Raw genomic sequence first — 18317 nt, 5'->3', positions numbered from 1 at the left:
CGCGAAAGCATCACGGGCATGGACTAGGCGTCCCCGCCCGTTCCCACAAAACAGGTTAGCGACAGCTCTCGCCCCCTCTAGCGCTCGAACCGCACCTCACCAATCGGCATACCTTCAGGGCCGAAACTGCGCTCGATAATCCGCCGCGTTCCATCGGCGTAGGTGTACAGCAGCGTGCTGGCGCGGGTGCCATAGGTCGGGCTGGCGATAAATACGCTGCCGAGCAGTCGTTCGAGATCCAGGCCCACACCCGTATGCGGAAGTGCCGTGTCGTCAGGTCTTCTGGGGTCAGCCAGCAGCGCGAACAGCGACGCTTCATCGGCTGTCTCGAGGGTGTCGGCAAATGCCGCCCTGGCCTGCTGCAGTTTTGGCCAGGGCGTATCCAGGCCCGCATTGGAAACACCATGGATGCCGGGCGGCAGTGCCCTGGCCTCGCCGCTCTGCGAATTGAAATGCCACAGTGCCTGGCTATCGCCGACCAGCAGGTTGAAGCCGCTGTATTCAGCCGCCTCGTGGCGCAGCTCGTTCAGAAAAACTTCTGGGCTCTGATCACCTTGCAGAAAGTGCAACGGCAGTTCGCCCCGCGAGCGCGTGCCTTGAGTCAGGCGCGGGTCACGAATATTGGTGAGGGCGGCAAAGCGGCCACCTGGGCCAATGCCCAGCCAGGTGCCGCCAGCCTGCAGATCGCGGCCGGCGATCAGGCCGGGCGCATCCGGCCACTCGGCCATGGTGGCAGCGGGCCGTGCGTAGAACTCATCGCGGTTGGCAGCGACCAGCAGCGGTAACGAATGGCCTGGGCGCCAGGCAAGGACGATCAGGCACATGACTTTTTGAAGCAGGCGCGTACGCCAGTTGCGTCGAGTGGTGCGCCGACATGTACCACGACCTTGCTGGCACCACTGCCTTTGCCGAGCTCCAGCAATATGCGTTCTTCGACCTGCGAGAGGCCGCCTTCAAGCCGTTCCAGTGGATGCATGACCAAGCGCGGCGGCAGGCTTAGACGCATGAAGCGTTTGCGGATCACCGCTGTGACCGCCTCTTTGATCAGGCGATCCGCGACGCCGAAGTCGGCCACCAGCAGGCGCAGGTTGCTGAATGGCGGCTCCGCACGCAGTTGCAGCTCATTGCCGCTTTCCAGGTGGATGATGTGCAACTGATCGCAGGCGATGCGCAAATAGAGTGTGTTGAACACAGCGGTTTCTCGTCCATGGAAAGTGCCACTGTACGCAAAGCCACCAATCGTCGTGAAGTAGAGTGCATGGCCCGCTTCCGCTACCATGCCGCATCGCTTCGCAGAGCACGTCATGATCTTCCTTCTCTACATTCTGCTCGGTGCTGCCGCAGGCCTGCTGGCCGGGCTGTTTGGCGTCGGTGGCGGCATGATCATCGTGCCGGTACTGATCTTCGCCTTCACGGCTCAGGGTTTCGATGCCTCGGTACTGACCCATATGGCGGTAGGTACCTCGCTGGCGACCATTCTGTTCACCTCGGTCAACGCCGTGCGTGAGCATCACAGCCGCGGCGCGGTACGCTGGGGGCTGTTCGTCTGGCTGACCGTGGGTATCGTGCTGGGCTCGGCACTCGGCGCGCTGACGGCCGAGTCCATCGACGGCCTGGTGCTGCAGAAGATCATTGGTGTGTTCGCCCTTGCGTGGCCTTGCAGCTGGCGCTGGACCTCAAGCCCAAAGCCAGCCGCGAGGTCCCCGGCAAGGCCGGCCTCGGCTTTGCTGGTAGCGTGATTGGCTGGGCTTCGGCGATCATCGGCATTGGCGGTGGCTCGTTGACCGTGCCGTTCCTGACCTGGCGTGGTGTGTCGGTGCAGCAGGCGGTGGCGACCTCGTCGGCCTGTGGCTGGCCGATCGCTGCAGCGGGCGCCTTGAGTTATCTGTGGCTGGGGTGGGGCGACGCGCGTCTACCAGACTGGAGCTTGGGTTACGTTTACCTTCCGGCGCTGCTGGGCATCGCCCTGACCAGCGTGTTCTTCGCGCGCACCGGCGCTCGGCTGGCCCATCGTCTGTCGCCGCGCGTGCTCAAGCGTCTGTTCGCATTGCTGCTGTTTATCGTCGGCCTGAATTTTCTGTTGTGAGGAATCCTGATGCTGCCCTACCCGAATATTGACCCGGTCGCCCTCGACCTGGGCTTCCTGCAGATTCACTGGTACGGCCTGATGTACCTGGTGGGTATCGGCGGTGCCTGGTTCCTCGCCTCGCGGCGCTTGCACGCCTTCGACCCGACCTGGAGCAAGGAGAAACTCTCCGACCTGGTGTTCTGGGTGGCGATGGGGGTGATCGTCGGTGGGCGCCTGGGCTACGTGCTGTTCTACGACCTGCCGGCCTATATCGCTAATCCGCTGCTGATCCTCGAAGTGTGGAAGGGCGGCATGTCGTTCCATGGCGGCCTGCTCGGCGTGATGCTGGCCACCCTGTGGTTCGCCAGGCGCAACGGCAAGAGCTTCTTCGAGCTGATGGATTTCATCGCCCCGCTGGTGCCGATCGGCCTGGGCGCCGGGCGTATCGGCAACTTCATCAATGCCGAGTTGTGGGGCAAGGTCAGCGACGTGCCCTGGGCCATGGTCTTCCCGACCGGCGGGCCGGAGCCGCGCCATCCGTCGCAGCTGTACCAGTTCGCCCTGGAAGGCGTGGCGCTGTTCACCATCCTCTGGTTCTACTCGCGCAAACCGCGCCCGACCATGGCCGTCTCCGGCCTGTTCGCGGTGTGCTACGGCATCTTCCGCTTCATCGTCGAGTTCGTCCGCGTGCCGGACGCCCAGCTCGGTTACCTGGCGTGGGGCTGGCTGACCATGGGCCAGGTGCTCTGCGTACCGATGGTGCTCGCCGGCCTGGGCCTGATGGTCTATGCCTACAAGCGCCAGGCCACTGTGGAGGTGGTGCGATGAAACAGTATCTCGACCTGATGCGCCACGTGCGCGACAACGGCACCTTCAAGCAGGACCGTACCGGCACCGGTACCTACAGCGTGTTCGCCCACCAGATGCGCTTCGACCTGGCCGACGGTTTTCCCCTGGTGACCACCAAGAAGTGCCACCTCAAGTCGATCATTCACGAGTTGCTGTGGTTCCTGCAGGGCGACACCAACATCAAGTACCTGAAGGACAATGGCGTACGCATCTGGGACGAGTGGGCCGACGAGAACGGCGACCTCGGCCCGGTATACGGCTACCAGTGGCGCAACTGGCCGGCGCCGAACGGCGAGTCGGTCGACCAGATCAGCAAGCTGATCGAGATGATCAGGAAGAACCCTGACTCGCGCCGCCTGATCGTCTCGGCCTGGAACCCGGCGCTGGTCGAGCAGATGGCCCTGCCGCCGTGCCACGCGCTGTTCCAGTTCTACGTGGCCGACGGCAAGCTGAGCTGCCAGCTGTACCAGCGCTCGGCCGATATCTTCCTCGGCGTGCCGTTCAACATCGCCAGCTATGCGCTGCTGACGTTGATGGTCGCGCAGGTCTGCGGCCTGCAGCCGGGCGAGTTCATCTGGACCGGTGGTGACTGCCACCTGTACGCCAACCACCTGGAGCAGGCCGACCTGCAGCTGACCCGCGAGCCGCTGCCGCTGCCGACCATGAAGCTTAACCCCGAGGTGAAGGACCTGTTCGCCTTCAGGTTCGAGGACTTCGAGCTGGTCGGCTACGAAGCGCACCCGCATATCAAGGCGCCGGTCGCGGTCTGAGCTTGTTCCTGGGTATCGCTGCGCTCAACCGCAGGCTACGTTAAGCAAAGCCGTAGCCTGGGTTAGCCGAAGGCGTAACCCGGGGATCTAATCGCTCATTTTCGTAGCGAGAAACGCTCGGCGATTTCTTCGACGAGCTCACTCGGTCCGCTGATTTTCCACTCGAACCAGTTGTCCCACTCCAGCCGCAGCTCATCCAGGCCGCGGCGCAGGCGGTAGCTGTCGTAATCGATACCCTTCTGGATGGCCAGCGGGCTGAACTGCTCGACCTGTCGCCAACCCTCGGCCTTGAGGGTGGCCAAGATGTGGTTGCCGACCTCCGTATCGATATTTTCCAGGGTGACGTGCTGACTCGTGTCTATCGGCTGACGTTCCAGGCGTCGCCGCTGCAACCATTGCAATAGACGCTTCATGGTGCGGACTCCCTGCCAAGGCCCTCGGCCAGGTGGTCGATCAGCACCCGCAGTTTGGGCGGCAGGTGGCGGGTCGGGTGGTAGAGAATCCAGGCGGTGCCCTGGTACGAGCCGGTGTAGCGCCACTGCGGCAGCACCCGTACCAGCTCGCCACTGGCCAGCGCGGCGGCGGCGGTGAAATGCGGCAGGCAGGTGATGCCCATGTGGGCAAGCACGGCATGCAGGCGTACTTCACTGTGGTTGCTGGCGAAGCGGCCGCTCACCGTCACTACGGCCTGCTCCGGCCCATTACTGAAATGCCAGCGGTGGTCCTCCGGTGTTTCGTCCAGGTACAGGCAGGCGTGGTGCACCAGTTCGCCCGGGTGCTGGGGCGTGCCGTGTTGCTGCAGATACCTCGGGCTGGCGCAGAGCACCTGCTGGATGTGGCAAAGCGGGCGGCCGGCGAGGTTGGCCGGTGGCTGATCACCGATGCACACCAGCAGGTCGAAACGGTCGCTGATCAGGTCCGGGCTGCGATCGCTGAGGTTGAGGCTGACGTCCACATCCGGGTAGCGCTGCAGAAAGTCGTGCATCAGTGGCGAAACCAGAAATCGTCCAAAGGCCTTGGGCACGCTCAACCGCACCTGGCCGCTGGGCCGGGTCATCAGCCGCTCACCGACATCCAGGGCGGCCTGGGCGGCGTCGATCATGTCCTTGCAGCGCTCGAACACTTCGCTGCCGGCTTCGCTCAGGCGCAGGCGCCGCGTGGTGCGCTCCAGCAGGCGCACGCCGAGCGTCTGCTCGAGGTGGGCGATCTGCCGGCTCACCGCCGACGCCGTGCTGCCCTGCTGGCGAGCCGTGGCAGAGAAGCTGCCGGCCTCGACCACGCGTACGAAGATGGCCAGATAGGGGAGCAGCTGTGGTGTGAGATTCGTGCGCATGGGGAACAGGTCTTGTTCGGGGTTGATGGATTATCACGCTGAGGGACGCAATGGACAATGCGCTCCTTACCGATTACAGGAAGTACCCCTATGTCCACCCTGGTTAGCCGTTCCCCTTCGCGCCTGCTGCAGGCCAGTGACGTGCTGTTGCTGCTGGTCGCCATGGTCTGGGGTACAAGCTATGGTGTGGCCAAGGAAGCGCTGGTGTTCTACCCGGTGCTGGGCTTTCTCGCCGTGCGTTTCTGCCTGACCTTCCTGATCCTGCTGCCACAACTGCGCGGTGAAGGCCGCCAGGCCTGGGCACCTGGCATCCCGCTGGGCAGCGTGATGCTGGCGATCTTCCTGTGCGAAACCTATGGCGTGCTGCACACCTCGGCCAGCAATGCGGCATTTCTGATCAGCCTGTGCGTGGTCATCACCCCCTTCGTGGAATGGCTGATGCTCGACCGCCGCCCCGATTCGCGCTTGCTGCCGGCAGTGGCGCTGTCGCTGTTCGGTACCTGGCTGCTCAGCGGCGGCGTCGACCTGCAATTCAACCTCGGCGACGGGCTGATGCTGATGGCAGCGCTGCTGCGCGCCGTGCTGGTATGCCTGACCGGGCGGCTGACCGCCCATACCCAGGTACCGGCCCTGGCGCTGACCGCGGTGCAGACCGGGGTGATCGGGATTGGCTGCCTGCTGCTCGGCGTGATCGTCCTGCCAGGCGGTTTGCCTGCCCTGCCGACAGAGCCAGCGTTCTGGATCGGCACCTTGTATCTGGTGCTGTTCGCCACGCTGTTCGCGTTCTTCGTGCAGAACTACGCACTGCGCCGCAGCAGTCCGACCCGGGTGTCGCTGCTGATGGGCAGCGAGCCGCTGTTCGGTGCGCTGTTCGCGGTGCTCTGGCTTAGCGAACAGTTGAGCGTGCAGGCGTGGATCGGTGGCTTTCTGATCGTCGCGGCGACGCTGTGGACGAGCCTGCTCAGGCGCTGAGTTGTGGTGGTTATTTAGTGGTGGAAGGGTCGGGCCGCGTAGGTGAAGCGTCTTCCACCCTACAGGGCGATACCCACCAATTGTCGCGCGCATGGCGCGCTCCCACAGTTAAACGCCATTGCCAGGATGCAGGTGGATGGCCAACCACAGCGCGCCTTCACTGGTGTGCTCCACGCGGTGCGGTGTGCCGGCGGGCAGAAACAGATGATCGCCGGCGGTGAGCTCGAGCGCTTCACCGGCCACCGTCATGCGCGCTTCGCCGCGGGCCAGCAGCACCCACTCGTCCTGCTCCTGCAGGTAATCCACCGACTCGATGCGTGACGAGCTGAGGATCCGCTCGATCTGCAGGTTGCGATGGCTGAGCAGGGTGTCGAAGCGCTCGCCCTGGGCGGGTGGTTCGCTGTCATGGAACAGGTTGGCAACCGGCATGTTCGAGGCTCGCAATCAGGGATCAGCGGCGGCCGGGTTTGGGCACGCCGGCGACCAGTAGATGGTGGTGTTCACGGCAGTAGAGCTCTTCGTACCAGCCGTAGTGCGGGTCGTTGCAGTGGCCGTGTTGTACCGATGGCGGCAACTGGCTCAGGTCGCTCTTGAAGTCCTGGCGCAGGGCGGCGAACAGTGAATCCGCCTGCGGCCAGCCGGCGCGATGGGGCGCCTGGCCGAGGCTGTTGCCCAAGCGCAGTTCGCGTTCGAGGATGGCGGCCAGTTCGCTGCACAGGCTCATTTCGCAGTCGGCGCCGCATCGATTTCCCTGGCCAGGCGTTCGACCTGTTCCTGGCGTTCGACCTGATCGACGCGCGCGCCCGGGTTCAGCGACGACCACTCCGGCCGCGCACGGGCGACGCGCAGGGCGCCCGGCAGCTTGCCTTCGCGCCATTGGCTGTCCTGCAGCGTGCCGAGGCGTACCGCTTCCACCGCCGCATGACCGCGCTGATCCAGCGCGGCCAGCAGGTGCTCCTGGCGCAGGGCGAGCAGGCGCAGCACGGCGTCGTCGACAGTCAGCTCGCGCTGGCCCTGCAGCTTGCCCTTGAGGCGCGCGCCGTAGTTGCGCAGGGTCTGCGCGCCGCCGCCGAGCAATGCGCCGGCCAGTGCCGCGGTGCCCAGGGTCAGGCCGCCGACCAGCAGGTCTACGCCCGCCCCGGCTGCTGCCCCGGCAGCCGCGCCGCCGCCCAGGCGAATGCCCAGTTGCTTGATGGTTTCCGGGTTGAACAGGTCGTCGCCCCAGCGACCGTCCAGCAGGGGCAGATCGTCGGCCCGGGCGTCTTCGCGGCGAAAGGCGTACAGGCGCAGCAGGGCTTCCACGCAGCGCTGTTCACGCTGGCGCACCTGGGCGCGCAAATCCTCGATGGCGCTCTTTTCCAGCTCGGGCTGGTTGGCGACGCTGCGCCGGCAGGCGGCGCAGTCGACCAGCAGCTCGGCGATCAGGCGCTTGGCGCTGCGGTGGCGGGCCACCCGCTGGGCTTCGTGATCGTCGATCAGGCGTTGCAGTTGCGAGCGCGATTTCTCGTGCATCAGCGCCAGGCTTTCATACAGGCGGCGCTCACCATCGAGCGGCGGCGCCACGCTGTCGAAACGCACCAGGGCGTGCAACCCCAGACGTGCCAGGGCTTCGCGCCAGTCGTCCTCGCGGTGGTTGGCGCTGGCCACGAAATTCAGCACCGGCAGCAGCGGGCGGCCACACATGGCCAGCACGTTCAGCTCGTCGCGGTACTTGGCCAGCACCGGCTCGCGGGCGTCGATCACGTACAGGCCGGCATCGGAGGCCTGCAACTGGCGCAGCACCTTGGCTTCCTGTTCGAAGCGCTGGCGCGCCTCACTGCCGTCCATGAAGCGCGCCAGCCGCGCCGGGCCGTCGAGGCGCTCGCCTGGGCGGTCCAGCCCATCGAGGTAGTCGAGCAGGGCGATGGCATCTTCCAGGCCCGGCGTGTCGTACAGCTCCAGCAGCGGCTGGCCGTCTACCGACAGGCGCGCGCCTTCGACGTGGCGGGTGGTGCTGGGGCGATGGGACACCTCGCCAAAGCCGACGTCCCGGGTCAGGGTGCGCAGCAGCGAGGTCTTGCCGACGTTGGTGTGGCCGACCACGGCGAGCTTCAGCGGCTGGCTCATGGGCGATAACCCCTGGCGAGCGGCCCATTCGCGCGGCGGTTGCTATCAGTCATGGCCAGTCTCCAGCCAGGTCAGGGGCGAGCTTTCGCGGTGGGCCAGTTGCAGTTCGTCCAGCGCCCTGTGCCAGTCGCCCAGGCGCTCGCTGTCGAGGGTTTCGCCTTGCGGCGGCTGCAGCAGCCAGATGCGGGTTGCGCCGGCGCAGCGGGCCAGCTCGGCGAGCAGCGCCAGGCTGCCGCGATCCGGTGAGCGTCGTGGGTCACAGGCAATGGCCAGGCGCGCGGGCGGAAAGCGGGTCAGCTGGTCGAGCAATTGGCGGCGCTGTTCGCGGCTGTCGATGATGCCGGCGTCGGCCACCGATTTGGGCAGCACCGGGGGCCAGGGGCGGCGGTCATCCAGTTCGATGGCGACCAGCAGTGCACCGCTGCTGGTGTCGACGCCCGCGGCGGACTGCACCTGATACAGCTGCGCCGGCTCGGCATCGCATACGCCCAGGCGTTCGCTGTTGGGCTGCAGGCGGTCGCGCAAGAGGTCGTAGCCGGGCTGCGACAGATCCAGGGTCAGCCGCGCGGTGCCTGCCCGCCAACGCACCAGGCACACCAGGCCCAGCAGCAGACGTGGCAGCAGCCCGTAGATCACCAGTACGCCGATCAGCCAGCCGGCCCAGGCATGGCGAGCCGCCTCCAGGGGCAGCGGGCTGTCGCCGCTGGCGCGGATGGTGGCGGCATCGGGCACAGGAAAGCCGAGCAGGCCTGGCAATGCACCCAGGGCCTGGGTCAGGGCAACGAAGGTATCGCCGCCCAGCAGGGTGGTTTCCCACACGAAGCCGTAGCGACGGGTGGAGAGCAGCGCCAACAGCATCACCAGGGCGGTGGTCAGCGCCACCAGCCACAGGCCGTGCACGGCCATGCCGACCAGCCAGCGGTTGAGGCGCTGGCGGCGCAGCAGCAGAACCAGCGCGGGACCGGTGTGCAGCGCACTGGCATCGCGGGCCAGTTTCTCGCTGAGCCACAGCCACAGGCGCCCCAGCACCGCACCATGGCCGCCACCGAACAGCAGGCCGAGCAACCAGCCCAGCAGCATCAGAATATGCAGGCCGAGCAGGCTGCCCAGGGCCCAGAACACGTTGACCGGCGTCTGTCCGTCACCCAGGGCGGCTACCGCCAGACCGGCGCCGCTGGCCAGGGCCAGCAGGCCGAGCAGCAGCAGGGCCAGGCGCGCACCCTGGAGCCAATGGCGCTGCGCCTGCACCTGGCCATCGCGTTCGGCCAGGTGCAGGGCACGCTGTTCGATACGGGTGGCCAGGTCGCCGCCGGCTGCCTGGGCACGGCGGTTGGCTTCGCTGTCTTCGAGCAGGCCGGCATGCTCTTCGCGCAGGCGCACGGCCTCGCAGAGCCAGAGGCGTTGCAGCTTGGGTAGGGACACGCGATCTCCTGGTGAGTGTCAGTCTCCGGGAGCATACCCGCTGCGTGGTGAATGACAACAGCTCGCAGCTAGTGTGTGGCAGCCTCGCGCAGGCGCACGGCGATGTCCGGCTGGTCGATGAACAGCCCATCGATGCCGGTGGCCAGGAAGGCGCGCAGCTCGGCGTCGATATCGCCACGCGCGGCCGGGTCGCTGCCCCGTTGCAGGTCAGTGGGCAGGAACTGGTTTTCGGCGCGGAAGGTATAGGGGTGCACCAGCAGGCCGGCGGCGTGGGCGTCGGCGACGAAGCGCGTCGGCTCGCCCAGGCTGCCGTCCGCTTTGCACGGGATGACGTAGCCCTTGTCCGGGCCGACGCCGTTGGCGTACGCGGCGACTGCCTTCAGGCCGGCGGACGTGGCCATCTGTTCATAGGTCAGCGGGTTGCCCAACTCGACCTGATCCTGGGGCTGGCCCTTGCCGTACAACTGCACCAGGCGCAGCGAACTGAGCTGGCGCAGCGCTTTCAGGTTGCTCACTTCGAAGGACTGGATAAACACCGGCGCCTCTGCGTCGGCATAGCCGTTGCGGGCCAGAGTCTCCACCAGGGGCTTTTCCATGGCCAGGCCGAGCTGCTGGAAGTGCGCGGGGTGCTTGGTTTCGATATACAGGCCGATCTCGCGGCCCTGGCTGACCTGCAGCGCCTTCACCAGATCGATGATTTCCTGCAGGGTCGGGATCTCGAACTGGCGATCCAGGCGGGTGTTGCCCGGGCGAACGTCAGGAATCCGCTCGATGGCGCGCAGGCGCTTGAGTTCGGCGGCGGTGAAGTCCTCGCTGAACCAGCCGTCGAGCTCGACGCTGTCGATGGTGGCCTTGCGTTTGCGCTCGGCGAACTCCGGGTGCCGGGCCACGTCGGTGGTCAGGCCCAGCTCGTTATCGTGGCGGGCGAACAGCTGGCCGTCCTTGCTCATCACCAGGTCGGGCTCGATATAGTCGGCGCCCTGCAGGATGGCTACCGCATAGGCTGCCAGGGTGTGTTCGGGCAGGTAACCGCTGGCGCCGCGGTGGGCGATGATCAGCGGTTTGCCGTGGTCGGCGCGCTTGGCAGAGGGGGCTGCCGGTTCTTGCGCGCTGGCGCTGAAGGGCAGGGCGAGCAGGACGCTGAGCAGTAGCAGACGGAACTGGCGTAGGGGCATCGGGCATCTCTCCTGAGCGTGTTGGCTGATGGTTTGCCAACAGCCTGCACCGACAACCATGGCGTGACGATGACAGCGCGGCAAGGTATGCCGGCCGCTAGCCCGCTCTGCTATGCTCGCCGCCATGACGAATCGACTCCCCCTCTGCCTGATCGCCGCTCTCGCCGAGAACCGCGTGATTGGCCGCGACAATCAACTGCCCTGGCACCTGCCGGCCGACCTCAAGCACTTCAAAGCCAAGACCCTCGGCAAGCCGATCATCATGGGTCGCAAGACCTGGGACTCCCTCGGTCGCCCGTTGCCGGGCCGGCTCAATCTGGTGGTCAGCCGCCAGGTCGGCCTGCAGCTCGAGGGCGCCGAGGTGTTCGCCACGCTCGACGCCGCCCGCGAGCGTGCCGAGGCCTGGGCCCGCGAGCAGGGTGTCGACGAGGTGATGCTGATCGGCGGTGCCCAGCTGTACGAGCAGGCGCTGCCGATCGCCGACCGCCTGTACCTGACCCGCGTGGCGTTGCAGCCCGAGGGCGACGCCTGGTTTCCAGCCTTCGACGAGGCGCAATGGCAGCGCGTCGAGTGCGATGAGCAGCCCGCCAACGAGCCGGCGCCCGCCCACCGTTTCGAGACCTGGACGCGCGCTCAAGCGTCTTTGTGAGGCAACGCCGCCAAATGAAAAAGGGCCGCAGCAGCGGCCCTTTTTCGTGTTCCAGGCAGCGCTCAGTGTTCCTCGGCCTTGGCCGGGCTGTCCGGCAGGAACCAGTTGAGCAGCAGCGCGCAGATGCCGCCGGTGGCCACCCCGGATTCCAGCACGTTGCGCAGCGCCGCCGGCATGTGGGCGAGGAACTCCGGTACCTGCGACACGCCAAGGCCGAGGGCCAGGGACACGGCGATGATCAGCAGGGCGCGGCGATCCAGGTCGATGCCGGCGAGGATGTTGATGCCCGAGGCCGCCACGGCGCCGAACATCACCATCGCCGCACCGCCCAGCACCGGCTCCGGCACCGCCTGGATGACCCCGGCCACGGCGGGGAACAGGCCGAGCACCACCAGCATCAGGGCGATCCACACGCCGATGTGGCGGCTGGCGATACCGGTCAGCTGAATCACCCCGTTGTTTTGCGCGAAGATCGAGCTGGGAAAGGTGTTGAACACGCCGGCCAGCAACGAGTTGACCCCATTGACCAGCACGCCGCCCTTGATGCGCTGCATCCACAGCGGGCCTTCCACCGGCTGCTTGGACACCTTGCTGGTGGCGGTAACGTCGCCGATGGCTTCCAGGGAGGTCACCAGGTAGATCACCAGCATCGGGATGAACAGGCTCCACGAGAAGCCCAGGCCGAAGTGCAGCGGCGTCGGTACCTGGAACAGCTCGGCCTGGTGCATGCCGGTGAAGTCCAGGCGACCCAGGTAGCCGGCCAGGGCGTAACCGACCAGCAGGGCGATGACGATCGCGCAGCTGCGCATCCACACCACCGGGATGCGGTTGAGCACCACGATCACCGCCAGCACCACGCCGGACAGCAGCAGGTTCTCGCCGTTGGCGAAGGTGCCGTTGGCCATGGCGCCGTAGCCACCGCCCATGCTGATCAGGCCGACCTTGATCAGCGTCAGGCCGATCATCAGCACCACGATGCCAGTCACCAGCGGGGTGATCAGCTTCTTCACGAACGGCAGGATGCGCGAGATGCCGATCTCGACGAATGAGCCGGCAATCACCACGCCGAAGATCGCCGCCATCACGCCCTCCACCGGCGTGCCCTGTTTGACCATCAGCGCGCCGCCGGCGATCAGCGGGCCGACGAAGTTGAAGCTGGTGCCCTGCACCACCAGCAACCCGGCGCCCAGGGGGCCGAAGCGGCGGCATTGGACAAAGGTGGCGATGCCGGAAATCACCAGGCTCATGGACACGATCAGGTTGGTGTCGCGAGCCGACACGCCCAGCGCCTGGCAGATCAGCAGGCCGGGGGTGACGATCGGCACGATGATCGCCAGCAGGTGCTGCAGTGCGGCGAGGATGGCCACCAGCGGACGCGGGCGGTCTTCGAGGCCATAGATCAGTTCGCCGTTACGCTGGGAATCACCTGGTTGCATGGTCGTCGCCGCCTGGAAAAGCGGCGGATTCTACTGCCTGGGCGGGGCAAGCCCAAGTGGCATTCGGCAGGCCGTGGGAAAGATCGCAGCCGCAGGCTTGCGAACCTTGCCCGGGCAGGGTCAGTCTGAGGGCCGAGCAGAACGGCCAACAGATCGAGGAGCAGCCATGAACAGCACATTCGACACCGCCCGCCGCTGGCGCGCAGCGCGGACGGGCAAGGCATGAGCGGCTTTCCGGACGACATCGACCTGCAGGCGTTCTGGGACGACAGCGTCTACGCCCGCAACACCATCACCGACCTGGTGCCGAGCGATGCGTTGATCGCCGAAACCGAAGCGCAGCTCGGCTACCGGCTGCCCGCCAGCTATGTCGCCTTCATGCGCCGGCACAATGGCGGCACTCCCCACGCGTGCTGCTTCCCGACCGAGGAGGCCACCTCCTGGGCCGAGGATCACGTGGCGATCACCAGTTTCCTCAGTATCGGGCGGAACAAGCGCTACTCCCTGGCGGGCGAGCTGGGCAGCCGCTTCATGATCGAGCAGTGGGGCTATCCGGACATCGGCGTGTACATTTGCGATTGCCCGTCCGCCGGCCACGACATGGTCGCCCTCGATTACCGCGCCTGCGGTCCGGACGGCGAGCCGCAGGTGGTGCACGTCGACCAGGAAGGTGATTACCGGATCACCTTGCTGGCCAGGAATTTCGAGACTTTCGTGCGCGGCCTGGTCAGCGAGGAGGTGTTCGATACCGCCGAGGAGGATTTCCAGGAAGACCGGCGCCGGGTAACCGAGGGCGAGTTTTCCGAGGTGCTCGCGCCGCTGCTGGACGACTTCCCGCCGTTCCCGCGAATCGGCGAGGCCATCCGAGCGATTGCTCTGCAGTTGCTCGAAGAGAAAGGCTATTTCGCCCTGCATGGCGACCCCCTGTCCTACCTGCTGTACGACGTGCAGTTCTGGGTCTATCAGCATCGCCACCGCGTTGAGCGGCGCCAGGACTATTTGGAGGCCTACCCGCCGCTGATCGCCTTTGGGGGCCGCGGCTTCAGCACCGGCGGCTACGCGCCGGGCTTCGTCGAGGACTGGTTCAAGGCGCGCCTCGATGCCCGAGAGCTGGTCGAGAGCCACCACGGCATCGGGCTCAGCGAAGCGCACCAGGCGCGGGTGATCAAGCAGCTGCAGCAAGTTCTCGGCGCCGCTGGGCAGTAGCCAGCGGCCCTTGGGCGCCGATTGCGCGGCTGGCCGGGATTAGCCGACATACATCCCGCCCTGCGGGTGCAATAACGCCGCAGGCTGGGTGTTGCGGCTACAAGGCGGCCTAGAAGTCCGCCTTGACCGACAGCATGAAATTGCGCGGCTCGCCGTAGAAGTTGCCGAAGCCTTCGGTGCCCACGGTGGTGTAGTAGCGCTTGTCGAACAGGTTGTTGCCGTTGAGGGCCAGCGACCAGGTGTCATCGACGCGGTAACCGATGCGGCCGTTCCAGATGGTGTAGCCCGCTTGGGAGATGTTATTGCCGCTGATCGGCGAGGTGCGGTAGTTGTCGCTCTGGGCGTTGAAGCCGGCGCCCACGGTGAAACGCTCCAGTGGCCCGTTGAGGCTGTAATCGGCCCATACGCGCAGCAGATGCCGCGGCACGTAGGAGTTGTACGACACGCCATTCTGGTTCGGGTCGGCATCCTCCAGCACCTTGGTCTGGGTGTAGGTGTAGCCGGCCAGCAGTTGCAGGCGGTCGATGACTTCACCGCTGATTTCCGCTTCGAAGCCTTGGGCGCGCACCTTGCCTGAGTTTTGCGAACAGCTGCCGTCGGCACAGTTCGGGTCGGTCTGGGCGGCGTCTTCCTGGAGGGTGCGGAACAGGCTGAATGAGCTGTTCAAACGGCCTTCGTACCACTCGCTCTTGATGCCCAGCTCATAGCTCTTGCCGATCAGCGGTTTCAGGGTGCTGCCATCGATGGTCTTGAGGTTGCCCTGGGGCGTGAAGATGTCCGTGTAGCTGGCGTAGGCCGTCAGGTTGTCGTTGAGGTCGAGCAGCAGGCCGGCGAATGGCGTGACCTGCCCGGTTTCGGTGGTTTGCGAATTGGCCGGGGTGCCGACACCGCGAAAGTAAGCGATGGAGTCGGTTTCGGATTTGTACCAGCTGACGCGGCCGCCAAATACCAAGGTCAGTGGCTCGGCCAGCTTCAAGCGAGCGGTCGAGTAGACGCCGTACTGCTTGATGCGAATGTCCAGCGGGCCGCCGCGCGAGGCGTTGGCCAGGTAGTAGCTTTCATCTGGTTGCGGTAGATGATGATCCGGGTCGAGCACGTTCTGGCGCTGAGGCAGGGCCGCCACGGCGAAGAAGTCGTCCTTGTGGGAGCGGCTGGTGTTGGCGCCAACCACCAGTTCGTGCTGCTGGCCCAGGGCGTCGAACGTACCGTCGACATAGGCATCGAGGCCGTAGTCCACCTGGTCGTAATCATAGATGCTGCCCAGTACCAGGGTGTTTGAGCTGCTGGTGCCCACCGGCACCGAGCCACTGGGAAAGGCGTATTCCATGTCCTGGGTATTGCGCGACCAGACACCCGCCACCTTGAGCGCCCAATTGTCGTTGAGCGGGTGCTTCAGATCACCGAACAGTGTGGTGCGCTTGCTGCGCTGGTTGTTCCAGGCAGGGTTCAGGCAGGTCGAGCGGCTGAGCTTCAGGTCGTTGCCATCGGCGTAGCGTGGCATGCCGCCCCAGCAGGGCGTTGCGTCCAGGTCTTCGTAGGCGACGCCCAGGCCGAACGTGGTGTCGGCGCTCAGGTCGAAATCCACGGCGCCGTAATAGACCTGATCCTTGCGCTTGGCGACGTCGTAGAAGTAGTGGCGACTTTGCTGGGTCGCCACGGCCCGGCCGCGAAGGGTGCCGGCTTCATTGAGCGGGCCGCCGGTATCGACCTGGGCGCGGTAGTTGTCCCAGGTGCCGGCAGAGAGAGACAACTGAGTATGGGGGGTGTACTGGCCGCGCTTGCGCACGAAATTGACGCCACCCGCCGTGCCGCCAGCGCCTTTCATCATCCCCGCTGCACCGCGCAGCACTTCGACACGGTCATAGATGGCCATGTCGCTGGAGAAGCTGTCGGCTTGTGCATAACTGCTGCCGATGTCCAGCGGCACGCCGTCGTACTGATACTGCCCGGTCATGCGGAAGCCGCGGGAGTAGAAGTACTTGCCGCCCATGGGCGAGTCGTACACGGTGATGCCCGGGGTCTTTTCCATCACCTGTTCGATGGTGTTGAGGCGCTGGTCGTCGAGCATCTTGCGGGTCATCACCGTGACCGATTGCGGTGTTTCACGCAGCGAGTGCTGGCCCTTGCCGATGGTCACCGCACCCGTAGTGTAGGAGCCGCTGCCCTCGGTGATATCGCCCATACCGCTGGCGTTGATGCTGGTCGCGCCCAGCTCCAGGGAGCTGGCGTTGTCCTGCTCGACTTCCAGGGCGTAGTTGTTGCCGGCCTTGAGCGGGCGCAGGCCGGTGCCTGCCAGCAACCGCGCCAGCCCGGCGTCCACCGAATAGCTGCCGTTGAGTCCGGGGCTGCGTTTGCCGGTGGTCAGCCGCGAATCCACCGACAGCAGGATGTCCGCGTCGCTGGCGAAGCGGTTCAGCGCTCCGTCGAGATCGCCCGCGGGGATGGCATAGGCGCGGGTCTGTTCAGTGGCGGCCGATTGCGCCTGAGCGCTGGCAGCGATCAGCAGCGGGCTGGTGACCAGCAGGCCGGTGAGCAGGGCTCGGCTGATCGACAGGCTCAGCGTCGAGCATTGGGATGCGGGCAGGTACGGCATTCTGGATATCCTCTGAGAATGCGTCTTCATTGGGTTCAGGAGGTATCCCGAGCGAGCGGGCGAAAGCGACAATGGTTTCTGGAAATTATTTGCTGATCGCACCCGCGTAGCCCGTGCAGGTCGTTGCCGCGCTTATCGGGGGTTATCCCAGGGCGCGTACGGTGATCCAGTAGCGGGTGACCCGATCCACGCGCACAGGCAGCGATTGCTGCAGGGCGGTGAGTACCCGATCGGTGTCGGCCAGCGGGAACACGCCGGTCAGTGGCAGCCCGGCCACCGCCGGATCGCAGCGCAGCACGCCGGGCCGGTGGCGGGCCAGTTCAGTGAGGAACCGGCCCAGCGGCATGCGTTCGGCGACAAGGCGGCCTTTGGTCCAGGCGATGGCATTGCGGTCTGCCTGGCCGATGGCAGTGCTTCGTTCTGCGCTGAACCAGCGTTGCTGGCCAGCCTGCAGACGTGATGGCGAAGCGTTACGCGGGCGCAGCTCCAGTTCGCCGTCGTAGAGTTCGACGCGGCTGCCGCCGTCGATTTCATACACCGAGAAGCGCGTGCCAAGGGCCTGGATTTCTCCAGCGGCGGTCTCGACGATCAGCGGGCGATGCGCGGCGTCGTGGCCGCTCTCCAGCAGCAGTTCCCCCTTGAACAGATGAATGCGTCGCTCCGTTTCGCTGAAGCGGACATTCACCGCGCTGTCGCTGTTCAGCGCCAGCCGGCTGCCATCGGCGAGCGCCTGCTGCAGGCGCTCGCCGGTGCCGCTGCGCAGGTCGGCCATGGCCTCGCGCCAGGGTAGCTGGGTCTGGGCCAGGTAGCCGCTGCCGCCAGCGAGTAGCGCCAGGCCGAGCAATTTCAGAGCCTGGCGACGTCGTGCCTCGGGCAGTTCACGCAGCACGGCGCTGGCGGTATGGGCGGGAACGTCAGCCAGGGTCCCTTGCAGGCGCTCCAGGCGTTGCCAGGCACGCCGGTGTTCGGGGTCGCAGGCCTGCCACTCAGCGAAGCGCTGGCGTTGCTCGGCATCCAGCTCGCCGCCCCAGTGCAGCATCAGCCAGTGGCTGGCCTGCTCGACAATGGCCGGCGATATAGGCGCATCGCTGACCCCTTTCATTCGCCGTACAGCACCTGATAACAGGCCGCGATGGCGCGCAGCATGTATTTCTGCACCGAGCTGACGCTGACCTGCAACTGTTGTGCGATCTGTGGATAGGTCAGCCCCTCGAACTGCGACAGCAGGAAGGCTTCACGTACCTTGGCGGGCATGGCGTCGAGCATTGCATCGATCTGCAGCAGGGTCTCGATGACCAGCGCGCGGGTCTCCAATGACGGCGACTCGGGCTCGGCAAGGTGAGCGATGCTGTCGAGGTAGGCGCGTTCGATCCGCTGCCGACGCCACTGGTCGATGAGCAGGTTGCGGGCGATCTGGGTCAGGTAGCTGCGGCCTTCATCGAGACTCGGCAGGCGGCCGCTGAGCAGCAGACGCAGAAAGGTGTCCTGGGCGATATCCGCCGCCTGTTCACGGTCGCCCAGGCGCTTGCGCAGCCAGCCGTGCAGCCAGCCGTGATGATCGCGGTAGAGGGTATCGACGCTGTGCGGCGTTGCTGGGGGCGGAGCGCTGGACACCAAAAACTCCCTTGGCGTGCGCCAGTGCGGATAAGAATTGATCGCGATTGTAGGAGGGCGGCTCGAATTTGGGAACAGGGTCGATCGCAAATGCCTGAACGGTGGCTGGGCGAGGTTTTGCCGA

Annotated in this window: 18 protein-coding genes and 1 pseudogene; 6 read left to right on the top strand and 13 right to left on the bottom strand. The window is 65.9% G+C overall.

Annotated elements, in window-relative coordinates:
- Positions 1-77: 77 nt before the first annotated feature.
- Together BM154_RS15685 and BM154_RS15680 are read right to left on the bottom strand one after the other, a co-directional pair.
- Positions 78-824, bottom strand: coding sequence for an NRDE family protein (locus BM154_RS15685; RefSeq protein WP_074885995.1), 747 nt, complete (start codon positions 822-824; stop codon positions 78-80).
- Complete coding sequence (locus BM154_RS15680) at positions 815-1279, bottom strand: hypothetical protein (protein WP_074885993.1); 465 nt, start codon at positions 1277-1279, stop codon at positions 815-817. The genes BM154_RS15685 and BM154_RS15680 overlap by 10 nt, the downstream gene beginning before the upstream one ends.
- Between BM154_RS15680 and BM154_RS15675 the strand changes: the two are divergent.
- The 3 genes and pseudogenes from BM154_RS15675 (at position 1278) to BM154_RS15665 (ending at position 3687) form a co-directional block, all read left to right on the top strand.
- A pseudogene (locus BM154_RS15675) lies at positions 1278-2086 on the top strand (sulfite exporter TauE/SafE family protein). The gene BM154_RS15680 and the pseudogene BM154_RS15675 sit on opposite strands and share 2 nt — an antisense overlap.
- Positions 2087-2095: 9 nt before the next feature.
- The gene (gene lgt, locus BM154_RS15670; RefSeq protein WP_074885990.1) at positions 2096-2896 is read left to right on the top strand and encodes a prolipoprotein diacylglyceryl transferase; all 801 of its coding nucleotides are present in this window, start codon (positions 2096-2098) and stop codon (positions 2894-2896) included.
- Positions 2893-3687 carry a thymidylate synthase gene (locus tag BM154_RS15665; RefSeq protein WP_074885987.1) on the top strand — a complete coding sequence of 265 codons (795 nt, stop codon included), beginning with the start codon at positions 2893-2895 and terminating at the stop codon, positions 3685-3687. The genes lgt and BM154_RS15665 overlap by 4 nt, the downstream gene beginning before the upstream one ends.
- Before the next feature lie 95 nt (positions 3688-3782).
- Here the strand turns inward: BM154_RS15665 and BM154_RS15660 are convergent, their stop codons facing one another.
- Together BM154_RS15660 and BM154_RS15655 are read right to left on the bottom strand one after the other, a co-directional pair.
- On the bottom strand, positions 3783-4100 hold the full coding sequence (locus BM154_RS15660; RefSeq protein WP_074885985.1) for a hypothetical protein: 318 nt from the start codon (positions 4098-4100) through the stop codon (positions 3783-3785).
- Entirely contained in the window at positions 4097-5020 is a 924-nt protein-coding gene (locus tag BM154_RS15655) for a LysR family transcriptional regulator (protein ID WP_074885982.1), read from the bottom strand. The genes BM154_RS15660 and BM154_RS15655 overlap by 4 nt, the downstream gene beginning before the upstream one ends.
- Positions 5021-5110: 90 nt before the next feature.
- On the opposite strand from BM154_RS15655, the gene BM154_RS15650 reads away from it, so the two are divergent.
- Positions 5111-5992 carry a DMT family transporter gene (locus BM154_RS15650; RefSeq protein ID WP_074885978.1) on the top strand — a complete coding sequence of 294 codons (882 nt, stop codon included), beginning with the start codon at positions 5111-5113 and terminating at the stop codon, positions 5990-5992.
- Positions 5993-6100: 108 nt separating this feature from the next.
- On the opposite strand, the gene BM154_RS15645 is transcribed toward BM154_RS15650, so the two are convergent.
- The 5 genes from BM154_RS15645 to BM154_RS15625 form a co-directional block, all read right to left on the bottom strand.
- The gene (locus tag BM154_RS15645; RefSeq protein WP_074885976.1) at positions 6101-6421 is read right to left on the bottom strand and encodes a cupin domain-containing protein; all 321 of its coding nucleotides are present in this window, start codon (positions 6419-6421) and stop codon (positions 6101-6103) included.
- A gap of 22 nt (positions 6422-6443) precedes the next feature.
- Positions 6444-6716 carry a hypothetical protein gene (locus tag BM154_RS15640; RefSeq protein ID WP_074885973.1) on the bottom strand — a complete coding sequence of 91 codons (273 nt, stop codon included), beginning with the start codon at positions 6714-6716 and terminating at the stop codon, positions 6444-6446.
- Positions 6713-8098, bottom strand: coding sequence for a GTPase/DUF3482 domain-containing protein (locus tag BM154_RS15635; RefSeq protein WP_074885970.1), 1386 nt, complete (start codon positions 8096-8098; stop codon positions 6713-6715). Before BM154_RS15635 ends, BM154_RS15640 begins: the two co-directional genes overlap by 4 nt.
- A gap of 45 nt (positions 8099-8143) precedes the next feature.
- Entirely contained in the window at positions 8144-9520 is a 1377-nt protein-coding gene (locus BM154_RS15630) for a DUF2868 domain-containing protein (protein WP_074885967.1), read from the bottom strand.
- Positions 9521-9588: 68 nt separating this feature from the next.
- Complete coding sequence (locus BM154_RS15625) at positions 9589-10695, bottom strand: glycerophosphodiester phosphodiesterase (RefSeq protein WP_074885963.1); 1107 nt, start codon at positions 10693-10695, stop codon at positions 9589-9591.
- A gap of 112 nt (positions 10696-10807) precedes the next feature.
- On the opposite strand from BM154_RS15625, the gene BM154_RS15620 reads away from it, so the two are divergent.
- Entirely contained in the window at positions 10808-11344 is a 537-nt protein-coding gene (locus tag BM154_RS15620; RefSeq protein ID WP_074885960.1) for a dihydrofolate reductase, read from the top strand.
- Between the two features lie 62 nt (positions 11345-11406).
- Here the strand turns inward: BM154_RS15620 and BM154_RS15615 are convergent, their stop codons facing one another.
- Positions 11407-12780 carry a uracil-xanthine permease family protein gene (locus BM154_RS15615; RefSeq protein ID WP_074885957.1) on the bottom strand — a complete coding sequence of 458 codons (1374 nt, stop codon included), beginning with the start codon at positions 12778-12780 and terminating at the stop codon, positions 11407-11409.
- 222 nt (positions 12781-13002) lie between these two features.
- On the opposite strand from BM154_RS15615, the gene BM154_RS15610 reads away from it, so the two are divergent.
- Complete coding sequence (locus BM154_RS15610) at positions 13003-13986, top strand: SMI1/KNR4 family protein (protein WP_074885953.1); 984 nt, start codon at positions 13003-13005, stop codon at positions 13984-13986.
- A 109-nt stretch (positions 13987-14095) separates the two neighbouring features.
- Here the strand turns inward: BM154_RS15610 and BM154_RS15605 are convergent, their stop codons facing one another.
- The 3 genes from BM154_RS15605 to BM154_RS15595 form a co-directional block, all read right to left on the bottom strand.
- Positions 14096-16579: a TonB-dependent siderophore receptor gene (locus BM154_RS15605; protein WP_083414587.1), complete on the bottom strand. Its 2484-nt coding sequence runs from the start codon at positions 16577-16579 to the stop codon at positions 14096-14098.
- A 142-nt stretch (positions 16580-16721) separates the two neighbouring features.
- On the bottom strand, positions 16722-17681 hold the full coding sequence (locus BM154_RS15600; RefSeq protein ID WP_074885950.1) for a FecR domain-containing protein: 960 nt from the start codon (positions 17679-17681) through the stop codon (positions 16722-16724).
- The gene (locus BM154_RS15595; protein WP_074885947.1) at positions 17678-18193 is read right to left on the bottom strand and encodes a sigma-70 family RNA polymerase sigma factor; all 516 of its coding nucleotides are present in this window, start codon (positions 18191-18193) and stop codon (positions 17678-17680) included. Before BM154_RS15595 ends, BM154_RS15600 begins: the two co-directional genes overlap by 4 nt.
- Positions 18194-18317: the final 124 nt, after the last annotated feature.

It is taken from the genome of Phytopseudomonas argentinensis (assembly GCF_900113905.1).
In the GTDB taxonomy this organism is placed as follows: domain Bacteria; phylum Pseudomonadota; class Gammaproteobacteria; order Pseudomonadales; family Pseudomonadaceae; genus Aquipseudomonas; species Aquipseudomonas argentinensis.
This window is presented reverse-complemented; position numbering and strand designations above follow the sequence as displayed.